Source organism: Sporacetigenium mesophilum DSM 16796 (assembly GCF_059569055.1).
Genome location: NZ_JCANUR010000020.1, coordinates 25,269 through 44,533, shown reverse-complemented (window position 1 = coordinate 44,533; position 19,265 = coordinate 25,269). Strand labels below are relative to the sequence as shown.

The 19,265-nt window shown below is 29.2% G+C and carries 17 protein-coding genes, 2 rRNA genes and 1 pseudogene; 18 read left to right on the top strand and 2 right to left on the bottom strand.

Annotation, left to right across the window (positions count from 1 at the left end; translation table 11 throughout):
* The 6 genes from BS62_RS13345 to BS62_RS13320 form a co-directional block, all read left to right on the top strand.
* Positions 1–175 (top strand): 23S ribosomal RNA (locus BS62_RS13345); the annotation flags it as partial.
* Between the two features lie 47 nt (positions 176–222).
* Positions 223–339: ribosomal RNA gene (gene rrf, locus BS62_RS13340) — 5S ribosomal RNA — on the top strand.
* A 171-nt stretch (positions 340–510) separates the two neighbouring features.
* Positions 511–1,956 (top strand): MDR family MFS transporter, encoded by a 1,446-nt coding sequence (locus BS62_RS13335; protein ID WP_496491776.1) that lies wholly within the window; start codon positions 511–513, stop codon positions 1,954–1,956.
* A 125-nt stretch (positions 1,957–2,081) separates the two neighbouring features.
* A complete protein-coding gene (locus BS62_RS13330) occupies positions 2,082–2,753 on the top strand; it encodes a DNA alkylation repair protein (protein ID WP_496491775.1) in 672 nt (223 codons plus the stop codon).
* Positions 2,754–2,795: 42 nt separating this feature from the next.
* Positions 2,796–3,122, top strand: coding sequence for a thioredoxin family protein (locus tag BS62_RS13325; protein WP_496491774.1), 327 nt, complete (start codon positions 2,796–2,798; stop codon positions 3,120–3,122).
* 12 nt (positions 3,123–3,134) lie between these two features.
* Positions 3,135–3,497: a VOC family protein gene (locus BS62_RS13320; protein ID WP_496491773.1), complete on the top strand. Its 363-nt coding sequence runs from the start codon at positions 3,135–3,137 to the stop codon at positions 3,495–3,497.
* A gap of 39 nt (positions 3,498–3,536) precedes the next feature.
* Here BS62_RS13320 and BS62_RS13315 read toward each other — a convergent pair.
* Both BS62_RS13315 and BS62_RS13310 read right to left on the bottom strand, forming a co-directional pair.
* Positions 3,537–4,082: pseudogene (locus tag BS62_RS13315) on the bottom strand (DsbA family oxidoreductase); the annotation flags it as partial.
* A gap of 113 nt (positions 4,083–4,195) precedes the next feature.
* Positions 4,196–4,957 (bottom strand): hypothetical protein, encoded by a 762-nt coding sequence (locus tag BS62_RS13310; RefSeq protein ID WP_496491772.1) that lies wholly within the window; start codon positions 4,955–4,957, stop codon positions 4,196–4,198.
* 227 nt (positions 4,958–5,184) lie between these two features.
* Between BS62_RS13310 and BS62_RS13305 the strand changes: the two genes are divergently transcribed.
* The 12 genes from BS62_RS13305 to BS62_RS13250 all read left to right on the top strand — a co-directional run bounded on the left by BS62_RS13305 (position 5,185) and on the right by BS62_RS13250 (position 19,155).
* Positions 5,185–5,751 (top strand): TipAS antibiotic-recognition domain-containing protein, encoded by a 567-nt coding sequence (locus BS62_RS13305; protein WP_496491771.1) that lies wholly within the window; start codon positions 5,185–5,187, stop codon positions 5,749–5,751.
* A gap of 137 nt (positions 5,752–5,888) precedes the next feature.
* Complete coding sequence (gene hpdB, locus BS62_RS13300) at positions 5,889–8,600, top strand: 4-hydroxyphenylacetate decarboxylase large subunit (protein WP_496491770.1); 2,712 nt, start codon at positions 5,889–5,891, stop codon at positions 8,598–8,600.
* Positions 8,601–8,603: 3 nt separating this feature from the next.
* Positions 8,604–8,867: a 4-hydroxyphenylacetate decarboxylase small subunit gene (gene hpdC, locus BS62_RS13295; RefSeq protein WP_496491769.1), complete on the top strand. Its 264-nt coding sequence runs from the start codon at positions 8,604–8,606 to the stop codon at positions 8,865–8,867.
* A gap of 4 nt (positions 8,868–8,871) precedes the next feature.
* Positions 8,872–9,810: a 4-hydroxyphenylacetate decarboxylase activase gene (gene hpdA / locus BS62_RS13290; RefSeq protein WP_496491768.1), complete on the top strand. Its 939-nt coding sequence runs from the start codon at positions 8,872–8,874 to the stop codon at positions 9,808–9,810.
* Between the two features lie 38 nt (positions 9,811–9,848).
* On the top strand, positions 9,849–10,472 hold the full coding sequence (locus BS62_RS13285) for a class I SAM-dependent methyltransferase (RefSeq protein ID WP_496491767.1): 624 nt from the start codon (positions 9,849–9,851) through the stop codon (positions 10,470–10,472).
* Positions 10,473–10,604: 132 nt separating this feature from the next.
* A complete protein-coding gene (locus BS62_RS13280) occupies positions 10,605–11,279 on the top strand; it encodes a Crp/Fnr family transcriptional regulator (protein WP_496491766.1) in 675 nt (224 codons plus the stop codon).
* A gap of 243 nt (positions 11,280–11,522) precedes the next feature.
* On the top strand, positions 11,523–12,755 hold the full coding sequence (gene mtnK, locus BS62_RS13275; protein ID WP_496491765.1) for an S-methyl-5-thioribose kinase: 1,233 nt from the start codon (positions 11,523–11,525) through the stop codon (positions 12,753–12,755).
* Between the two features lies 1 nt (position 12,756).
* Positions 12,757–13,830 (top strand): S-methyl-5-thioribose-1-phosphate isomerase, encoded by a 1,074-nt coding sequence (gene mtnA, locus BS62_RS13270; protein ID WP_496491764.1) that lies wholly within the window; start codon positions 12,757–12,759, stop codon positions 13,828–13,830.
* A 22-nt stretch (positions 13,831–13,852) separates the two neighbouring features.
* Positions 13,853–14,656 (top strand): class II aldolase/adducin family protein, encoded by an 804-nt coding sequence (locus BS62_RS13265; protein WP_496491763.1) that lies wholly within the window; start codon positions 13,853–13,855, stop codon positions 14,654–14,656.
* Between the two features lie 220 nt (positions 14,657–14,876).
* Positions 14,877–16,025: an N-acetylglucosamine-6-phosphate deacetylase gene (gene nagA, locus BS62_RS13260; RefSeq protein WP_496491762.1), complete on the top strand. Its 1,149-nt coding sequence runs from the start codon at positions 14,877–14,879 to the stop codon at positions 16,023–16,025.
* Positions 16,022–16,771 carry a glucosamine-6-phosphate deaminase gene (gene nagB, locus BS62_RS13255; RefSeq protein WP_496491761.1) on the top strand — a complete coding sequence of 250 codons (750 nt, stop codon included), beginning with the start codon at positions 16,022–16,024 and terminating at the stop codon, positions 16,769–16,771. The genes nagA and nagB overlap by 4 nt, the downstream gene beginning before the upstream one ends.
* 140 nt (positions 16,772–16,911) lie before the next feature.
* The gene (locus BS62_RS13250; protein ID WP_496491760.1) at positions 16,912–19,155 is read left to right on the top strand and encodes a PAS domain S-box protein; all 2,244 of its coding nucleotides are present in this window, start codon (positions 16,912–16,914) and stop codon (positions 19,153–19,155) included.
* Positions 19,156–19,265 lie beyond the last annotated feature (110 nt).

The window sequence follows — 19,265 nt, the reverse complement described above, 5'->3', positions numbered from 1 at the left end:
AGCTACGTACGGAATGGATAAGCGCTGAAAGCATCTAAGCGCGAAGCCGACTTTGAGATAAGATTTCCCACCGTAAGGGTAAGACCCCAGGAAGACTACCTGGTTGATAGGTTCAAGGTGTAAGTTCAGTAATGGATTTAGCTTATGAATACTAATAGGTCGAGGACTTGACCAATAATATGCTGTTTAGTTTTTAGTGTGCTAACACTATAAATAAGATTATGTGGTTACTATAGCAAAGAGGATACACCTGTTCCCATTCCGAACACAGAAGTTAAGCTCTTTAGCGCCGATGGTACTTGGTGGGAAGCTGCCTGGGAGAGTAGGACGTAGCCGCGTAGTTTTTTTATTTTTTGTGATATATAAGCTAGAGATAATCTCTAGCTTATATTTATGTGTTAATTTAATTATCTAAATATTGAAGAAAATCGATATAATGAAAATATGTGATATTATATTATATGACTGCAAAAAACGTCGAAATAAGACATAAAGGAAGTGATCAATTATATGGATATGAGAAAAAAGAATATAGTTATTGCAATAATGGTTGCTATGTTTCTTGGGGCTATTGAAGGAACTGTTGTAGTAACTGCCATACCAACAATAGTTAAGGATTTAAGTGGATTTGAACTAATAAGCTGGATATTTTCAGCATATTTATTAACATCAGCTATTTCTACACCTATATATGGTAAATTAGCTGATTTATATGGAAGAAAAAATACTTTGTCTGTTGGAATTATAATTTTTTTAATAGGAAGTTCTCTTTGTGGTTTGTCTCAAAATATGTATCAACTTATAGCATTTCGTGCATTACAAGGACTAGGAGCAGGGGCTATATTTACAGTTACATATACTATAATTGGAGATGTATTTAGTTTATCTGAAAGAACAAAGGTTCAAGGTTGGGTAAGTTCGGTATGGGGAATATCAAGTTTAATTGGTCCATTTTTAGGGGGCTTTTTTATTGACTATCTTTCATGGAATTGGATATTCTTTATAAATATTCCATTTGGAATAGGCTCTCTAATACTTCTCAATGCTAGTCTTAAAGAAAGTTTTGAAAAAAAGAAGCACAGTATGGATTTTGCAGGTATTGCAGTGTTATCATCTACAATATTGATTTTTTTATATGGTTTAATGTCATTGGAAAAAAGCAATAGTTTTACCATATATGCAGCAATAACTTTTGTGGCTACAGCAATACTTCTTATAATATTTTATTTCATAGAAATAAAAGCCAAGGAGCCTGTGATTCCATTTGAAATTTTCACAAAAACTAATACTATTGTAAATATAATTAGTTTCTTTGGATCAGCCATTTTAATAGGTGTTAACGTTTATTTAACTATATATACGCAAAGTGTTTTAGGATATGGGGCAACAATTTCTGGACTTTCTATGGCACCTATGTCTGTTGCTTGGCTTTTATCTTCTTTTATTCTAGGAAAAGCAATACCTAAGTATGGAGAAAGAATAATAATTGGAGCTTCTTTATTAATTTTAGCATTAAGTAGTTTCCTTATATCTACATTAACTATTAATTCTCCTCTTATTTTAGTTATACTATATAATTTTATAATGGGATTTGGATTTGGAGGAAGTTTTACAACGTTGACAATAGTTATTCAGGCATCAGTAGATTATAGTAAAAGAGGCGCTGTAACTGCTTCAAATTCACTTGTTCGTACATTAGGACAAACGATAGGTATAAGTGTTTTTGGAAGTATTTTTAATATAAACATAATAAAACATTTTGATAAATTAGGAATTAAGGGAATTGATCCAAGTAATTTATATTCCACATCAAACTTAGCAACTAGATTAACTACAGAGCTTATAAAAAACTCTTTAAATTCGGCTCTTCATATAGTATTTATATCTACTATTATAATAGCTTTAGTATGTTTTATACTTTCTTTTATGCTTAATGACGGATTAAAGGAAGAATAAGCTCCCAATAAGGGGGCTTATTTTTATGCAATATAAAGAGAATATTTACAAATAATGGTGAAAAAATATAGTAGCAGTAGTAAAATGGTTATAGAAATATAATAAATATGAGAAGGTGAAATTTATTGGATAACACTGAATTAATTATAAAATTATTTAAACAACATGCAGATGAAGAAACCGCTCTTCCTATGAAAAAATATATGAAGGATAACTTTGAATATCTAGGAATTAAAGCTCCACAAAGGAGTGCTCTTTTAAAAGAATTCCTAAGTAATAACAAAAAACTATCAAAAGAAGAGTTAATAAAAATAGTAGAGGATTTATGGAATGAGGAAGCTAGAGAATTTCAATATGTTGCCTTGGATTTATTATTAAAATACAAAAAACTTTTGGATGTTAATGATTTACGATTTTTAGAAAAGTTAGTTATAACAAAATCCTGGTGGGATACTGTAGATTCACTATCGCCAAATCTAATAGGATATATATTAAAAGACAATACTAGTGTTATTAAGACTTACATAAATAATTGGGTAGAAAGTGATAATATGTGGTTAAACCGGACAGCTATATTATTTCAATTAAAATATAAAAATGATACTGATGAAAGACTTCTTTATGAAGTTATCAATAAATTAAGTTCGTCAAAAGAGTTTTTTATTCAAAAGGCTATAGGATGGGCTCTTAGGGAATATAGCAAAACAAATCCAAATTCAGTTATTGAGTTTATAAACAACAACGAATTAAAACCATTAAGCCGTAGAGAAGGACTAAAAATAATTAATAAAGCTTAAATATATTAAGTTAGGCATTATATAATATAGGTGGTTGATACGATGAACAATTTATATACAAAGGAAAGTATTGAAAGCCTAATAAAAGAAAATGAAATTGTATTAATTTATTTTGGAAATAAAACCTGTGGTGTTTGTAATGTGTTAAAACCCAAGGTAGAAAAAATATTAAATAATTATCCTAAAATAAAAAGTATAGAAATAGATGTAGAAAAACATCTAGAGATATCTTCACAATTTAATATTTTCACTATTCCTGCTATTCTTGTATTTATTGAAGGAAAAGAAAATATAAGAGAAGCTAGATACTTAAGTATAGATGATTTAGAAAATAAAATAAAGAGATATTATGAGCTATTTTATTATTAAGGAGGAAGTATAATGTATGAAATAAACCATACTGGTATAATTGTAAAAGATGCAGAAAAATCTGCTCAATTTTATGTAAAAAATTTTGGGGCTAAAATAACTCGCCGTCATCTTGATGAAAGAGTTAATATTATATTTGTAAATTCAGGTACAGGAGTAGTTGAATTTATTGAGTACTTAAAAGATAATGAAAAGAAGACAATAGGAATCGATCATATAGCCTATACAGTTCCAAATATAGAGGAAGCAGTACAAAACCTAAAAGATGAAAATATAAAATTAATTTCTGAAGTACCAGGAAGTTTTGAAAATGATAAAATATTTTTCTTTGAAGGGCCAGAAGGAGAAAAATTAGAATATGTAGAAATAGGTTAATAAAAAACGTAGGTATAGAAAATTCTATACCTAGGTTCTTTATAATTTATTTAATTCATTATCTATTGCATTTTTTAAGGTTTTTTCGCTAACTACACCTTCTAACCTAGTATCGCCAATAATAAATGTAGGAACAACTTCTACTTTCATTCCATAATATGCATGTTGTAACATTTTCTTGTGAACATCTTCATACTTACCATTTTCAAGACCTTCTCTATATTCTTGTTCATTTAAGCCTACTTCGCCTGCTAACTTTGTCAAAACGTCTATATCTCCAATATTCATACCATCTTGGAAATATGCATTTAAAATACGATGATTGTATTCATTTCCCTTGTTATTTTCTTTAGCATATTGATAGCCTTCAAATGCAAGGTTTGTATAAGTTTGCTTAGAAAAGTCTGGCATGTTTATTTTTACACCAAATTTATTTGCAAGGGGAGAAATAGAATTTTCCCATGCTTCTTTTATATACTCTTTTGTCAATGTTGACTTATTAGGATAAGGATAGAGTTCATATGGCATCCATTCAACTTCCACATCTTTTCCTGTAATTGCATTATTAAGCGGAACTTCCGCTAAAAAACAAAATGGTCATACATAATCTGAATATACTTTAATTTTAAGACTCATAAAATCACCTCGAATATATTATACCCCGTAATATCGCTTTTAAGCTTAAGTTATAATATGACTTATTTTTTTGTAGGCCTTTTTAAAGCACATGGTAGTGCTATACATTTACCACATGATTTAAGCGCTTTTATACCGTCATAATATTTTTCATTAATAACATCCATACTACTACTACACTTAACTTTGTCAATTCCATCGTAATTTAATGCACCAGATGGACAGTTTTTAACACAGGCACCACATGATTTATCAACTTTATATAAACAATATTCTTCAGATACAACAGAGTTATAATCAGTTTTAGCATCTATAACAAAGCTCCCATATCTACCTGCACAACCACTTTCGGTAATAAGTAAGTGATTAAGTCCAAAGTTACCAAGGCCACATATATAACCTACATGTCTTTGAGACCATTTATGGATGAAATTATCACTAGTATAGGGAGCTTTACTTGGGTTGTTAGAAACATTAATACCAATATCAGAAAGTTTTATCTTCATTTCTGCGATAATTTCATCGATTACACCTTCTGTATCTTTTTTTGCATAGGCCCATTCCTTTGTAGTAATATCATTTTTTATATTGCCATATGCAATATCTTCACTAAAAGGAATGAAAAAAGAAACAACGGTTTTACCATTTTCTAACAAGTCAGATGGTAAGTAGTGATCTTCATCAATAAAGTTTTTTAGGTCATTAAATAAAGGATTTTGTGCATCCCCAAAACATACTAAAGGTGTTCTGTATGTAGTTGATACATTAGATGATTTGACAATATTTTTTATTTCATTAGCTATAAATTCATTTAAATTATTCATTAATATCCCCCCATTATTAAATTGTATATTATTATAATACAATTAATTATAGCAAAAAATAATATAAAAATTATTAAATATATATTGACCCTAACATTGTGTCATAGATTAGTATATAAATATGGAGGTGACAATATGAATTATAAGGTAAAAGAAGTAGCTGATATGGTAGGAATAAGCGTGCGCATGCTTCACCATATTTTAGCCTCCAAGAAATAAAAGAAATTATGGATAGTCCAGGCTTTGATAAAAAAGAAGCATTAAAATCTCACAAAGATCTGCTATTAAAGAAAAAAGAAAGACTTGAAAAAATAATCAACACTGTAAGTAACACTATAAAATCAATTGAAGGAGAGATAGATATGAGTAAAAAAGATATGTTTGAAGGATTTGATATGACTGAAATAGAAAGACACAAGGAAAAATACGCTAAAGAAACTGAAGAAAAATACGGTAATACTGATGCATATAAAGAAAGTCAAAAGAAAACATCAAGTTACGATAAAAATGATTGGGCTATAATACAAAATGAAGCAGATGAAATATACAAAAAAATAGGTAGTAATATGGATAAAGGGCCTGAAGATAATGAAGTTCAAGAACTTGTAGAAGAATGGAGAAACCACATTACAAAGTATTATTATAATTGTACTCCAGAGATATTCAGAGGACTTGGAGATATGTATGTATATGATGAGAAGTTTACAGAAAATATTGATAAATATGGCAAAGGTCTTGCAAAGTTTTTAAGAGATGCAATGAATATTTACTGCGATAATTTAGAAAATAGATAATTAAATAATATAAATTGAATGACCTCAATGAGGTCATTTTTTTGTGAAATTAAAACAAAAACTGTGTACTTTACACTACTATATTTAAATCTATAAATATATACTATATATAGATTTAACGTAGGGGGGACACGTACATGGAGAAATTAAAAGAAGATAAGATAAAAAGTATTTTAAATTCAAGGGGAATAAATACAGATAATCATTCAAAGGAAAATAAAAGTTATGAGGAAATAAAAAAAGAGCCAACACCAAGGGCAAATGCATTGAGAGATGTATTTTATAACACTTTAGCTACGGCAGATATGGAGTTTCCTTATTGGTATAATAGAGCATGGAAAGCATTAGATGGAGATGTATTAGTAGTAAGAAGAGCTAAGGCTTTAAAATCAGCTTTTTCACATATGACTCCAAATATTGTTCCAGGTGAAAAATTAGTAATGCAAAAAACACGTAATTATAGAGGTTCTTTTCCAATGCCATGGCTTAGTGAAAGCTTCTTCGTCGCACAAGGTGATGAGATTTCAAAAGAAGCTTCAAAATCAACTGGAAGTAGTGCTGATGAATTAAGTCAAATTGGCCAAGGTGGAGGAAATGTTACCAAAAGCTTTGGAAATATAGTTTCTATTGCAGGAAAATTTGGAATGAGGAAAGAAGAAGTTCCAGCACTTTTAAAAGTTGCAAAAGAATGGGTAAATAAATCAGTAGAAGATGTGGGACTGAGATATGAAAAAATGGTTCCAGGTTATGATACAAAAGAAAAAATAATGAGAAGTTTGGTTTGTATGTTTGATTCAGGATATACAATACCTCAAGGTAGAGAAGTTATAAATTACTATTATCCTCTTGAACATGGATTTGATAATCTTATTAAAATGGCTAAAGAATGTAGAGATGAAGTAGCTGGATGTGCAGGAGGAGACGGAATAATAGGAATGGATAGACTTTATTTCTACGAAGGGGTAATACATGCTATAGAAGGACTTCAAACATGGATACTGAACTACGCAAAACATGCTAGATTCTTAGAAGGAATTGAAACTATAGATAGTGAGAAAAAAGAATACAATGAAATAGCGTCATGTCTTGAGTGGATAGCACACAATAAGCCACGTACATTTAGAGAAGCACTTCAACTTACATATACACTACATATAGCTTCTGTAAACGAAGATGCTATATCAGGAATGTCTATAGGAAGATTAGGTCAAGTGTTATATCCTTGGTATGAACAAGATATTGAAAACGGAAAAATTACTAAAGAAGAAGTATTAGAGCTTATGGAGCTTTATAGAATAAAAATAACTTGTATTGACTGTTTTGCTTCTGCTGGAGTAAATGGTGGAGTTTTATCTGGAAACACATTTAACAATTTAAGTATGGGTGGTCTTACTAGACAAGGTCAATCTGCAGCTAATGAATTAGAACTTTTAATACTAGAGGCTGGTATAACTTGCAAAACACCACAACCGACTTTAACTATATTATATGATGAAAAACTACCAGAAGAATTTTTATTAAAAGGGGTAGAAAGTAATAAGGTCGGATCTGGATATCCAGCTTGGGTTAACAATAGAAATTCTATGGAATTTTTAATGAATCAATTTAGCGATGAAGGTATGACTATAGAGGAAGCTAGATCTATTGCAATAGGAGGGTGTTTAGAAACTTCTCCGTGTTGTTGGAAAGAGCTTAATTTAAATGGTAAAAAATATGAAGTGCCTGGTGGAGCAGGTCAGCCAACTAGTGTAGGGGTTCACTTTATAGCAAATCCTAAGGTACTTGAACTAGTTCTTACAAATGGGAAAGATCATAGAACAGGATTACAAATATACAAACCACATAATAGAAAATTAGAAACATTTGAAGAGTTATTTGATACTTTTAAAGAATATTATGAAGAGACTATGGATGTATTATGTAAGACAAATAACGTAGAACATGATATTTGGAGAAAGCAAAATATGTCTATAATAAATTCATTCCTAAAGCCTGATTGCTTAGATAAGGGGCAACACATAGGAAATATGGGATATAGATATAACGCTACATTTAACGTTGAAAGCTGCGGGACTATTACTATGGTTAACTCATTAGTATCACTGAAAAATATAGTATACGATAAAAAGTTATATTCTCTTGAAGAAGTAAAAGATGCCATTTTAAATAACTTTGGATTTAAAAATGCTTCAGAAGTTGGTAGTTATTCATTAGTAGATCAAGTTAGAGTAGATGATAGTGGAAAATATGATGAGATGTATGGAGATTGTTTAAGGGCGCCTAAGTATGGAAACAACGATTTTTATGCAGATGTTGTGTTAAGGGACTATGAAGAATGGTTTACTGAAGCTTGTAAAAAATATGAATCATTATACGGTAAGAAATTATATGCTTGTCAAATATCTGTATCTACACATGGACCTCAAGGGGCCGCTACTTTAGCTACTCCAGATGGAAGATTAAGTGGAACAACTTACTCAGATGGATCAGTTTCGGCTTACCCAGGAACAGATAAAAATGGAGTATATGCATTATTTGAATCAGCTACTATATGGGATCAAACTACATCTCAAAACTCACAGTTAAATCTTAAACTACATCCAACAGCACTTGTTGGTATGCAGGGAAGTAAAAAACTTTTAGATTTAACACGTTCATATATGAGAAAAGGTGGATTCCATGTTCAATACAATATAATAGACTCTAAAACACTAAAGGAAGCTCAAAAGAAGCCTGATGAAAATAGAGATTTAATGGTAAGGGTAGCAGGATTTACTCAATATTGGTGTGAATTAGGAAAACCTATACAAGATGAAGTTATATCAAGAACTGAGTACAAAGGGGTGTAATATATGTTAAAACATAATGATTGTTTAAATTTTTGTAGTATAGATGCTGCAAAGGGGATATGTAGACTTACAAAAGGATTTGTAAATATAGATAGTGATATATGTGAATGTTTAGTGTTGGCGCCTAAGTGTAATAACTGTAGAAACTTCCATGAACCAGATGAAAAAGGAGTGGGTATATGTAAGGGGCTAGAATATGAAGATTGGACATTTGGTGAATTAAGTACCATAACTTGTGAAGGTCATGAATTTTTAGATAAGGAGTAAACTTATGGATATTAAAGGAAATATATTTGATATACAAAGTTTTTCAGTTCATGATGGTCCAGGGTGCAGAACCACTGTTTTTATGAGCGGATGTCCATTAAGTTGTAAGTGGTGTGCAAATCCTGAAAGTTGGAGTAAAAAGCCTCAAGTTATGTTTAGTGAATTATCATGTAGATACAAAAAAGGCTGCTCTACATGTAAAGATAAGTGCACTAAAGGTGGACTTATCTTTGATAATGAAAATAAACCAGTTTTAAACTGGGATATATGCAAAGACTGCAATACATTTGAGTGTAGCAATGCGTGTTACTACAATGCTCTAAAATCATGCTCTAAAGAATACTATTTAGATGAATTAATAAATGTTTTAAAAAGGGACTCTAATAACTGGAGAAGTGATGGGGGAGTCACTTTTAGCGGTGGAGAGCCATTTATGCAAAGTGAATTTTTAATAAATACACTAAAAGAATGTAAGAAATATGATTTTCATACTGCAATTGAAACAAGTGGATATACTAGCGAAGATATATTTTTAAAAGCAATGAAATATATAGACTTTGCTTTTGTAGATATAAAGCATATGGATAGAGAAAAACATAAGGAAAAAACAGGGGTTTATAATGATTTAATATTAAACAATATATCAGCTCTAAAAAAATCTAATTGGAATGGAAGAATTATCCTTAGAGTACCTGTTATAGGGGACTTTAATGACTGTAATGAAAACATACAAGATTTAATTGATTTTATGCACAACAATAACCTTTTTGAAATAAATATTCTTCCTTTCCACAGACTAGGTGAATCTAAGTGGGAACAGCTTGGAAAAAAATACGATTATGCTGATAATGGAGACATTAATTATACTAGACTAGAAGAAATACAAGATATGTTTTTAGAAGCTGATATTGCTTGTTATATTGCACACGATACATTATTTTAATATAAGGCTTTAGTAGACAATTATAAGAGAGGTGCTTTTTGAAATTCATTAAATCGTTTAAAGAATTCATTGACAGTCAATATAGTAATCCAAGAGGAGTTTTAGGTATGTATATTGGCGAGAAGATGGTTAAGCAACATGGACCTGAAACACTATGGACAATCGAGCTATTGAAACTTCAACAGGACGAACATATATTAGAACTAGGATGCGGTGCAGGGTATGCCATGAAGCTTCTCTTAGAACAATCAGCTGTTAGCCAAATTGTAGGACTGGACATATCTCAACCAGTTCTGAGGTCATCAACTATTAGAAATAGAGATGCACTTAGAAAAGGAAGAGCTAAATTAGTACAAAGTGATGTAAGCTGTTTAGATTTTCAAGATGGAAGTTTTACCAAGGTATTTAGCATACATTCAATTTATTTCTGGGAAGATATGCCTAAAACTATATCGGAGATTTATAGGGTGCTTAAACCTAAAGGAACAACAATACTAACTTTTTGTGATGGCAAAAACGGGGAGACATCAAATGATATAAAAGACATTATAGAACAACAAGTAATTCCTATAATGTGTAATAATGGATTTAAAAACATCGAAATACTTAGAGGTCCAAATTCTAGAGAGTTTCATACAGCTTCAATTAAAGGAGAAAAATAACGATTATTTTTGTTTAACAAAGTCAAATACAAAAATTTAAAAAACTAGTAATTCTTATATAGAATTACTAGTTTTTTCCTTATATAATAGAATAAGAGATAGACATAACTAATTATTCATAAGGGGTGCAATATGAATTTAGAAAATATATACATATATGAACATATAAAAGACTACTTAGATGAAATTGAAATAGTAAAATATAAAAAAGGGGATTGTATAACTTATTCAAGTCAAAACCTACAAGAAATTTTTTATATATTAGATGGAAATGTTAAGGTAGAATACACAACTAAAAATGGAAGAAGTTTTTTAGTAGACGATTTATGGGAAAATGAATTTGTAGGAAAGATAAGCTATATGTACGATGAAAACCTTTTCTGCGATATAATTGCTAAAAGTGAAGTATTATTACTTAAGATAAATAAGAATACTTTAAAGAAATTAGAAAAGAATCCTGAGTTTTTAAAAATATTTTTTTTCAAAACTAGTAAAAGAATATACTGCATATATAAGAAACTATTAATGAAAGACTTATTCACATTAGAAGAAATTGTTGCTTTTCATATTTTAGAAAACTGTGAGAATAATAAATTTGAATTTAAAAGTATGTACAGCCTTTGTAAATCACTGTCAGTAAGTAGAAAGGGATTATATAATGTAATAAATAAATTTATTGAAAAAGGCTATATAAAAAAGGATAAAAACTTAGTTACTATTTTAGATAAGAAATATTTATATGAAAGCTCTGTATATATAAGAGAATTTAACGAAACTGGGAAAAATGATTTTAAATTTAACATATAAATAGCTTTTTTAGGTCTTCTTTATATTTTTGTAAAGAAGACTTTTTTTATAGACACGAATGAATTATTATTATTCACAAAATACAATTTTTGAAGTAATATTAACATTATCCCTATGTTTAGTATCAGGTTTATTAAATTGATTCATAATAATAAAGATGCCGTTGCAACTGCTATAAGGTAGTATATTAGCATTTGCTCTAGCTTTAACTTATTAAAATAATAAATTTTAGGAGGCTAGGTTATGGATTTCAAAACGAAGTATTTTACAATGAAAGAAAATGACGCTGTAGAGTATGCAAAAACTATACTTAATTTCTTTAATGAAGATGCAGAATTAACATGTAAAGAAATAGGGGATGGAAACTTAAACTACGTATTTAGAGTTGTAGATAATAAATCAGGGAAGTCTATTATAATTAAACAAGCTGGTCCTGTAGCTAGAATTTCTGATGAATTCGTATTATCTACAGATAGAAATAGAATAGAAAGCGAAATACTAAAACTTCAATATGAATTATCACCAGGCCTTGTTCCTAAGGTATACAACTATGATAGCATAATGAACTGTTGTGCAATGGAGGATTTGTCAGATCATGAAATTATGAGAACTGCTCTTCTAAAACACAAAAAGTTCCCATTATTTGTAGACCATATAACTACATTTATGATTAATTCTCTTTTCTTAACAACTGATGTAGTTATGGACCATAAAGCTAAAAAAAATTTGGTAAAAAACTTTATAAATCCAGAGCTTTGTGAAATAACAGAGGATTTAGTTTACACAGAACCGTTTTATAACTGTGAAAGAAATGATGTATTTGAGCCAATAAAAGAATTTGTTTCAAAAACACTTTGGAAAGATGAAGCTTTACTTCTTGAAACAGCAAAGTTAAAATTTGAGTTTATGAATAATGCTCAATCTCTTATACATGGAGACTTACATACAGGCTCTATATTTGTAAAAGAAGATTCAACTAAGATTATAGATCCTGAATTTGCATTTTATGGACCTGCTGGATATGATGTTGGAAATGTAGTAGCAAATTTAATATTTGCTTACTTCAATGCAGATGCAACAATAGAAGATCCTATTGAGAAAGAAGATTATAAAAATTGGATTTTATATACTATAAAAGATGTTGTAGATGTATTTAAAGATAAATTTAATAAACTTTGGGACGAAAAAGCTACTGAAAAAGTTGCAAAATACAAGGGTTTCAAAGAATTTTACTTAGAAAACATAATTAGAGATACAAGTGCTGTTGCAGGTCTTGAACTTTGTAGAAGAACAGTAGGTCTTGCTCATGTAAAAGATTTAACTTCAATAAAAAATTTAAACAAAAGGGCAATCGCAGAAAAAACATGTGTATTACTAGGCAAAAAATTAATTATAAAAAGAGAATCTATAAATAATGGACAAGATTATATAAAAATTATAAAAGAATCTGAAAAACAAATTTTGATGGAGGCTTAAAATGATAGACAAAGACATATCAGGAATTTCTATAATACAATCAGTAAGACTAGATGATGAAAAAGATACATTGATAATACTAGACCAAACATTACTTCCAAATGAAAAAAGATTTTTGGAAATAAAAACAATGGAAGATGTTTGGGATGCTATTTATATGCTTAAAGTACGTGGAGCTCCTGCCATAGGAATTGCAGCCGCATATGGAGTTTATCTAGGAACAAAGTCTTCAAATGCATCTAATTATGAAGAATTATACAATGATTTTAAAAAAGTAAAAGACTATTTAGCTAGTTCAAGACCAACTGCTGTAAACTTATTTTGGGCATTAAATAGAATGGAAGATAGACTAATAAAAGAAAAAGAAAAATCTGTAAATGAAATTAAGAATGCATTAAGAGATGAAGCTGAATTTATAAGAGAAGAAGATGAAAGAGTTTGTGAGTCTATTGGAGAAAACGCTCTTTCACTACTAAAACCTAACTTTGGAATATTAACTCATTGTAATGCAGGAACTATTGCAACTGCTAAATATGGAACAGCTTTAGCACCTATATACCTTGGTGCACAAAGGGGATATAACTTTAAGGTATTTGCAGATGAAACAAGACCATTGCTTCAAGGTTCAAGATTAACAGCATGGGAGCTTCATGAGTCTGGAATAGATGTAACATTAATATGTGATAATATGGCATCTATAGTTATGAAGGAAGGAAAAATACAAGCAGTTTTGGTTGGATGTGATAGAGTTGCACAAAATGGAGATACAGCAAACAAAATAGGTACTTCTGGTGTTGCAATTCTTGCAAAATACTATAATATACCATTTTATGTATGTGCACCTACTCCGACAATAGACTTAAAATGTGAAAATGGAGAAGACATAGAAATAGAGTTAAGACCAAATGACGAAATAATTGGCAAATGGTATGAAAAACCTATGGCTCCAGAGGGTGTAAATGTATATAATCCATGTTTTGATGTAACAGACAATACCTTAATAACTGCTATTGTTACTGAAAATGGAATAGCTTATCCTCCTTATAATGAAAGTCTTCCTAAGATGTTCAAGTAAAAAATAATAAGGAGGTAGCATTATGATAGAAAAGGTATACTATTCAGATTTTGAAGCTAAGAAAATGCTTTGTGAAATAGGACAAAGAATTTATATGAAAGGTTTTGTTGCAGCAAACGATGGAAATATATCTATAAAAACAGGATCTAATAGTATTTGGGTAACTCCTACAGGTGTAAGCAAGGGATTTATGACACCAGATATGATGGTTAAATTAGATTTAGATGGAAATACTATTGATGGAAAAAATAAACCCTCATCTGAAGTAAAAATGCATCTTAGAGTATATAAAGAAAATCCTGAGGTTAATGCAGTTGTTCATGCGCATCCACCTGTTTCAACTTCATTTGCAATTGCAGGTATAGATTTAGATAAACCTATATTACCAGAGGCTGTAGTATTACTTGGAAAAGTACCTGTTGCTCCTTATGCAACACCTGGAACTAATGAAGTACCAGAGTCGATAGCACCTTATTGTAAAGAATACAATGCAGTATTACTTGCAAATCATGGGGTACTTACATGGGGAAAAGACATAATAGAGGCATATTATAGATTGGAATCTTTAGAACACTATGCCTTAATTCATATGTATACAGGAAATATTATCAACAAGGCTAATGAATTAGACAGTGGTCAGGTGTCAGATTTAATCAAAATAAGAACAAATCTTGGAATAAAAACAGGAGGAGTTCCAAACTGTTCAACAGATAATGAAAAACAAGAAAGTAAAGTTAATGATGTAGACAAATTTAATGAAGAACTTATTAGTAAGATCACAGCTAAAGTTACTGAAGAGGTTATAAAAAGTCTAAATATAAAATAATCATTAAACTATTTTAAAATGGCCTCATTGAGGTCATTTTCTAATTACAAGGAATTATAATTTATCCGTTTCTCAAGGTCGTTGGCGACATGAGCGTAGCGAATTTTTTGATGCATAAAATAACTTGTTAATGTGAATACACATAATATGGGTAGTAATTTAAATATTAATAAAAATGAATATAAATATAAGATTTATTAACTCAATAGGAGATTACTATATGAAGGCTATTAAAAATGGGAAGATAATATTAAAAGATAAAATAGTTGAAGACAAAGTAATAGTATTTGATAAAAATATAATAGATATAACATCAAATATCCCAGTAGGAATAGATATTATAGATGCAAATGGGATGTACATATCTCCAGGACTTATAGATATTCATATACATGGTAGTGGTGGTGCTGATACTATGGATGCCACCATAAATTCTATAAACAAAATAAGTTGTGTAATATGCAAAAATGGAGTAACATCATACCTTCCAACTACAATGACCATGGATAAAGAAGACATATATGATGCTTTTGAGGCAATAAAAGTTACTATGAGTATGAAACCTAATGGAGCTAAAGTACTAGGAGCTCATATGGAAGGACCATTTATAAATGAAAAATATAAAGGTGCTCAAAATCCAAAATATATAATCAAACCATATTTTGATTTTATAATGGATTATTTAGATGTTATAAAAATAATATCTTTAGCACCAGAAGTTGATAAAGATTTTAATTTCATTAAGGATATTAAAAATAATACAGACATAGTTTTATCCATATGTCATAGTAATGCTGATTATGAACTTGCAAAGGAAGCTATAAATCTTGGAATAACCAATATAACGCATACATTTAATGCTATGACGCCACTAAACCACAGAAATCCTGGTGTAGTTGGAGCGGCATTATTTACAGATGTATATTGTGAATTAATTTGTGATGAAATTCATATACACAAAGATTTATTCCAGTTTGTATTAAATAACAAAGGAAAAGATAAGTTAATATTAATAACTGATTCTATGAGAGCTGGTTGTTTAAAAGATGGAAAATATGATTTAGGTGGTCAATATGTATACGTAAAGGATAATAGTGCTAGGCTAGAAGACAATACATTAGCAGGAAGTGTACTTAAGTTAAATAATGCTGTTTATAACTTTTACAAAAATACAAACTTGAACTTAAATGATGTTATAAACTTAGCTTCATTTAATCCAGCTAAATCTATAAATATAGATAATAAAAAAGGAAGTTTAGATATAGGAAAAGATGCTGATATAGCTATATTTGATGATAATTTTAATTGTTATATGACTATAGTCGAAGGGACTATAGTGTTTAACGAAATGCAAAGGAGACACATATGAAAATACTAGTTTGTGAAAATTACGATGAAATAAGTAAAGTTGCATCTCAAATAATACTAAGCCAAATTAAACTAAAATCAAATTCTGTTTTAGGCCTTGCTACAGGAAGTACGCCAATAGGTATGTATAAAAATTTAGTTGAAATGTATAAAAATAGAGTTATAGACTTTTCAGAGATTATAACTTTTAACTTGGATGAATACTACAACTTACCTAGAAATAATGAACAAAGTTATTATTATTTCATGTATGATAATTTATTTAACCATATTAATATAAATAAAGAAAATATACATATACCAAATGGTATGACTTTAGATATAGATAAAGAATGTGAAAACTACGAGAAAGTTATAGAAAAATATGGAGGGATAGATATTCAAGTTCTTGGAATAGGTAATAACGGACATATTGGCTTTAATGAACCTACAATAAGTTTTGAAAAGGAAACTCATTTAGTAAATTTAAGAAGTTCTACCATAGAAGCAAACTCTAGATTTTTTGAAAACATAGATGATGTTCCTAAAAAAGCTATAACTATGGGAATAGGTTCTATATTTAAAGCAAAGAAGATAATGCTTTTAGCTTATGGAAAAAGTAAAGCAAATGCCATATATAACACAGTTTATGGTGATATAACCCCAGAGGTTCCTTCATCTATACTACAGTTTCACAATGATGTGGTATTAATACTTGATAAAGAAGCTGCTGCTAAATTAAACCCAAATGAGTATGAGTTAGTATAATAAGACATACTCTCAGATAGTTGTCCACATAACAATAATGAACTTTTAAAAAAGTTTGTCAGAATATAGACAAACACCATATTTTATTGAATAATCTGTAAAATTAGCTTACAATATATGTAAGTGGGGTGAGGTTCATTATGATGAATGAAAATTTTTATAAGGAGATTATAAAGCAATCTCCATTTGGTTATTTTTATGGAAAATTAATTAAAGATAATCAGGGACAAGTTACTGATATTAGAATATTAGATACAAACACAAAATTTGAAAACATAGTTAATCTAAAAGAAAAAGATATTATTGGGAAAAATATTTTAGATATAATACCTTCTATTAATAACCAAAAACATGATTTATTTAGTTTTAACTCTACTGATCAATTTATTAGATCCTTGAATGGATGGTTCAAAGTAAACGTTATTTCCAATGATAATGAATATATTGTTGTACAATTAATGGAGACTCACAAAGAAGACCCGTTTATTAAAGCATTAATAGACAGTTTACCGTTTTGTGCCTGGGCAAAGGATAAAGAAGGTAGGCATATTACTGTTAATAAAAAATATGAACATGATACTGGCTTAGTATCAGAAGAGATAAGAGGTAAAGATGATTTTGATATTTGGTCTATTGATATAGCAAATCAATTTAAAGAAGAAGATAACAATGCAATGACTGATAAAAATATAAAGAAAATATATAAATTTGGTGTTAACAATGAATGGTATGAGTCGTATAAAACTGCTGTATACGATGAAAATGGAAATCCGATTGGAACGGTAGGTTTTTCATTAAATATAAATGAAGAAAAAAGAATAAAAAGTGAAATAGAAAAAAACAACAAACTTTTAAAAACTTTAATAGATTGCATACCAGATCATATTGTTTATAAAGATTTAGATGGAAAATATATGGCAATAAATCAAAGTCTTGCAAAAGAATATTTTGGAAAAAATGCAGATGAGCTTATTGGAAAAAAAGATATAGAAATAATAAGAGATAGTGAATTATTAAATAGTTTTAAAGTTCAAGACGAAGAATTAATTAAAGATGGTGAAATTAAGATATATGAAGAAACTCTTACATTACTTGATGGTAGTGTTAGACAATACGAAACTGTTAAGTCGCCTTTCTTTGATGAAAATAATGAGATTATTGGCATAATAGGTATTTCTAGAGATATAACTCATAGAAAAATAGCAGGAAAACAATTAAAAGAAAGCGAAGAAAAATTCCGCCAACTTGCTGAAAACATTGATGGTGTGTTTTTAATAGTAGAAGATGAAAAGATAATTTACATAAGTCCAGGATACGAGAAGTTATTTGGAAGAAGCAAAGAATGTTTATACGAAGACCCTATGTCAATAATAGAATACATTGATCCTGAAGATAGAGAGTTATTTTTTAATGCTATAAATAATGAGTATATAGATGAAAAATTTAGAATAATAAAGCCAGATGGGACTGTTAGATGGATATGGGGAAAAACATTTCCAATAAAAGATGAAAGTGGACAAGTAGTTAGAACAGTAGGGGTAGGAGAAGATATTACAGCTATAAAAGAAGCTGAGGTAGAAATTGAAAGACTTAGAACTGAATTTTTTGCAAATTTATCTCATGAGTTTAGAACGCCTTTAAATTTAATGTTTAGCTCACTTCAAATGATAGAACTAAAACTTAGTAAATGTCCTTGTGATAATAAATATAGTTTTGAAAGATATACAAACATAATTAAACAAAATAGCTTTAGACTTTTAAGGCTTGTTAATAATCTAATTGATTCTACAAAAATAGATGCAGGGTATGTGGAATGTTGCCGCGAAAACCATGATATAGTTAGTTATGTAAAAAATATATGTAGTTCAGTATCAGGGTTTGCAAAGGAAAAGGATATAGAACTTGTATTTAATTCAGAAATAGAAGAAAAGGTAATATCTTTTGATTTAGATAAGATGGAAAGAATAATATTGAATTTAATATCTAATTCTATTAAATTTAATATTCCAAATGGAAAAATAGAGATTAATATAGCTTCAAGAGAAAATTCTGTTGAAATACATGTTAAAGATACAGGCATAGGTATAGCTCAAGATAAAGTTTCTTATGTTTTTGAAAGATTTAAACAAGTAAATAATAGATTGACTAAGGTAAGTGAGGGAAGTGGAATAGGGCTATCTTTAGTTAAATCTCTAGTTGAAATGCAAGGAGGAACTATTGAGATAAAAAGTAATTTTGGAGAGGGTACTGAATTTATAGTTAAATTACCAGATACTATATTAAATGAGTGTGACAAAGCTTCATGCAAAAACCAAATTAAAAGCAATTCTAGAGTTGAAAGAGTGCAAATAGAGTTTTCTGATATTTATGGACTTACTATATAAATAGCTTCCTTTAATGGAAGCTATTTATATTTTCAGAGGAAATTCTTTGCAAAATATTCGCTAAATAGGTTATAAGAAGGATAGTTATATCATTTATTGAATATATTAAT

Excerpts from the sequence above, each read along its gene's own strand:
- BS62_RS13325 (WP_496491774.1), top strand. The coding sequence starts at position 2,796 with ATGAACAATTTATATACAAAGGAAAGTATTGAAAGCCTAATAAAAGAA.
- BS62_RS13280 (WP_496491766.1), top strand. The coding sequence starts at position 10,605 with ATGAATTTAGAAAATATATACATATATGAACATATAAAAGACTACTTA.
- hpdA (WP_496491768.1), top strand. The coding sequence starts at position 8,872 with ATGGATATTAAAGGAAATATATTTGATATACAAAGTTTTTCAGTTCAT.
- BS62_RS13305 (WP_496491771.1), top strand. The coding sequence starts at position 5,185 with ATGGATAGTCCAGGCTTTGATAAAAAAGAAGCATTAAAATCTCACAAA.
- BS62_RS13250 (WP_496491760.1), top strand. The coding sequence starts at position 16,912 with ATGATGAATGAAAATTTTTATAAGGAGATTATAAAGCAATCTCCATTT.
- mtnK (WP_496491765.1), top strand. The coding sequence starts at position 11,523 with ATGGATTTCAAAACGAAGTATTTTACAATGAAAGAAAATGACGCTGTA.
- BS62_RS13265 (WP_496491763.1), top strand. The coding sequence starts at position 13,853 with ATGATAGAAAAGGTATACTATTCAGATTTTGAAGCTAAGAAAATGCTT.
- nagB (WP_496491761.1), top strand. The coding sequence starts at position 16,022 with ATGAAAATACTAGTTTGTGAAAATTACGATGAAATAAGTAAAGTTGCA.
- BS62_RS13310 (WP_496491772.1), bottom strand. The coding sequence starts at position 4,957 with ATGAATAATTTAAATGAATTTATAGCTAATGAAATAAAAAATATTGTC.
- nagA (WP_496491762.1), top strand. The coding sequence starts at position 14,877 with ATGAAGGCTATTAAAAATGGGAAGATAATATTAAAAGATAAAATAGTT.
- BS62_RS13320 (WP_496491773.1), top strand. The coding sequence starts at position 3,135 with ATGTATGAAATAAACCATACTGGTATAATTGTAAAAGATGCAGAAAAA.
- hpdB (WP_496491770.1), top strand. The coding sequence starts at position 5,889 with ATGGAGAAATTAAAAGAAGATAAGATAAAAAGTATTTTAAATTCAAGG.
- hpdC (WP_496491769.1), top strand. The coding sequence starts at position 8,604 with ATGTTAAAACATAATGATTGTTTAAATTTTTGTAGTATAGATGCTGCA.
- mtnA (WP_496491764.1), top strand. The coding sequence starts at position 12,757 with ATGATAGACAAAGACATATCAGGAATTTCTATAATACAATCAGTAAGA.
- BS62_RS13335 (WP_496491776.1), top strand. The coding sequence starts at position 511 with ATGGATATGAGAAAAAAGAATATAGTTATTGCAATAATGGTTGCTATG.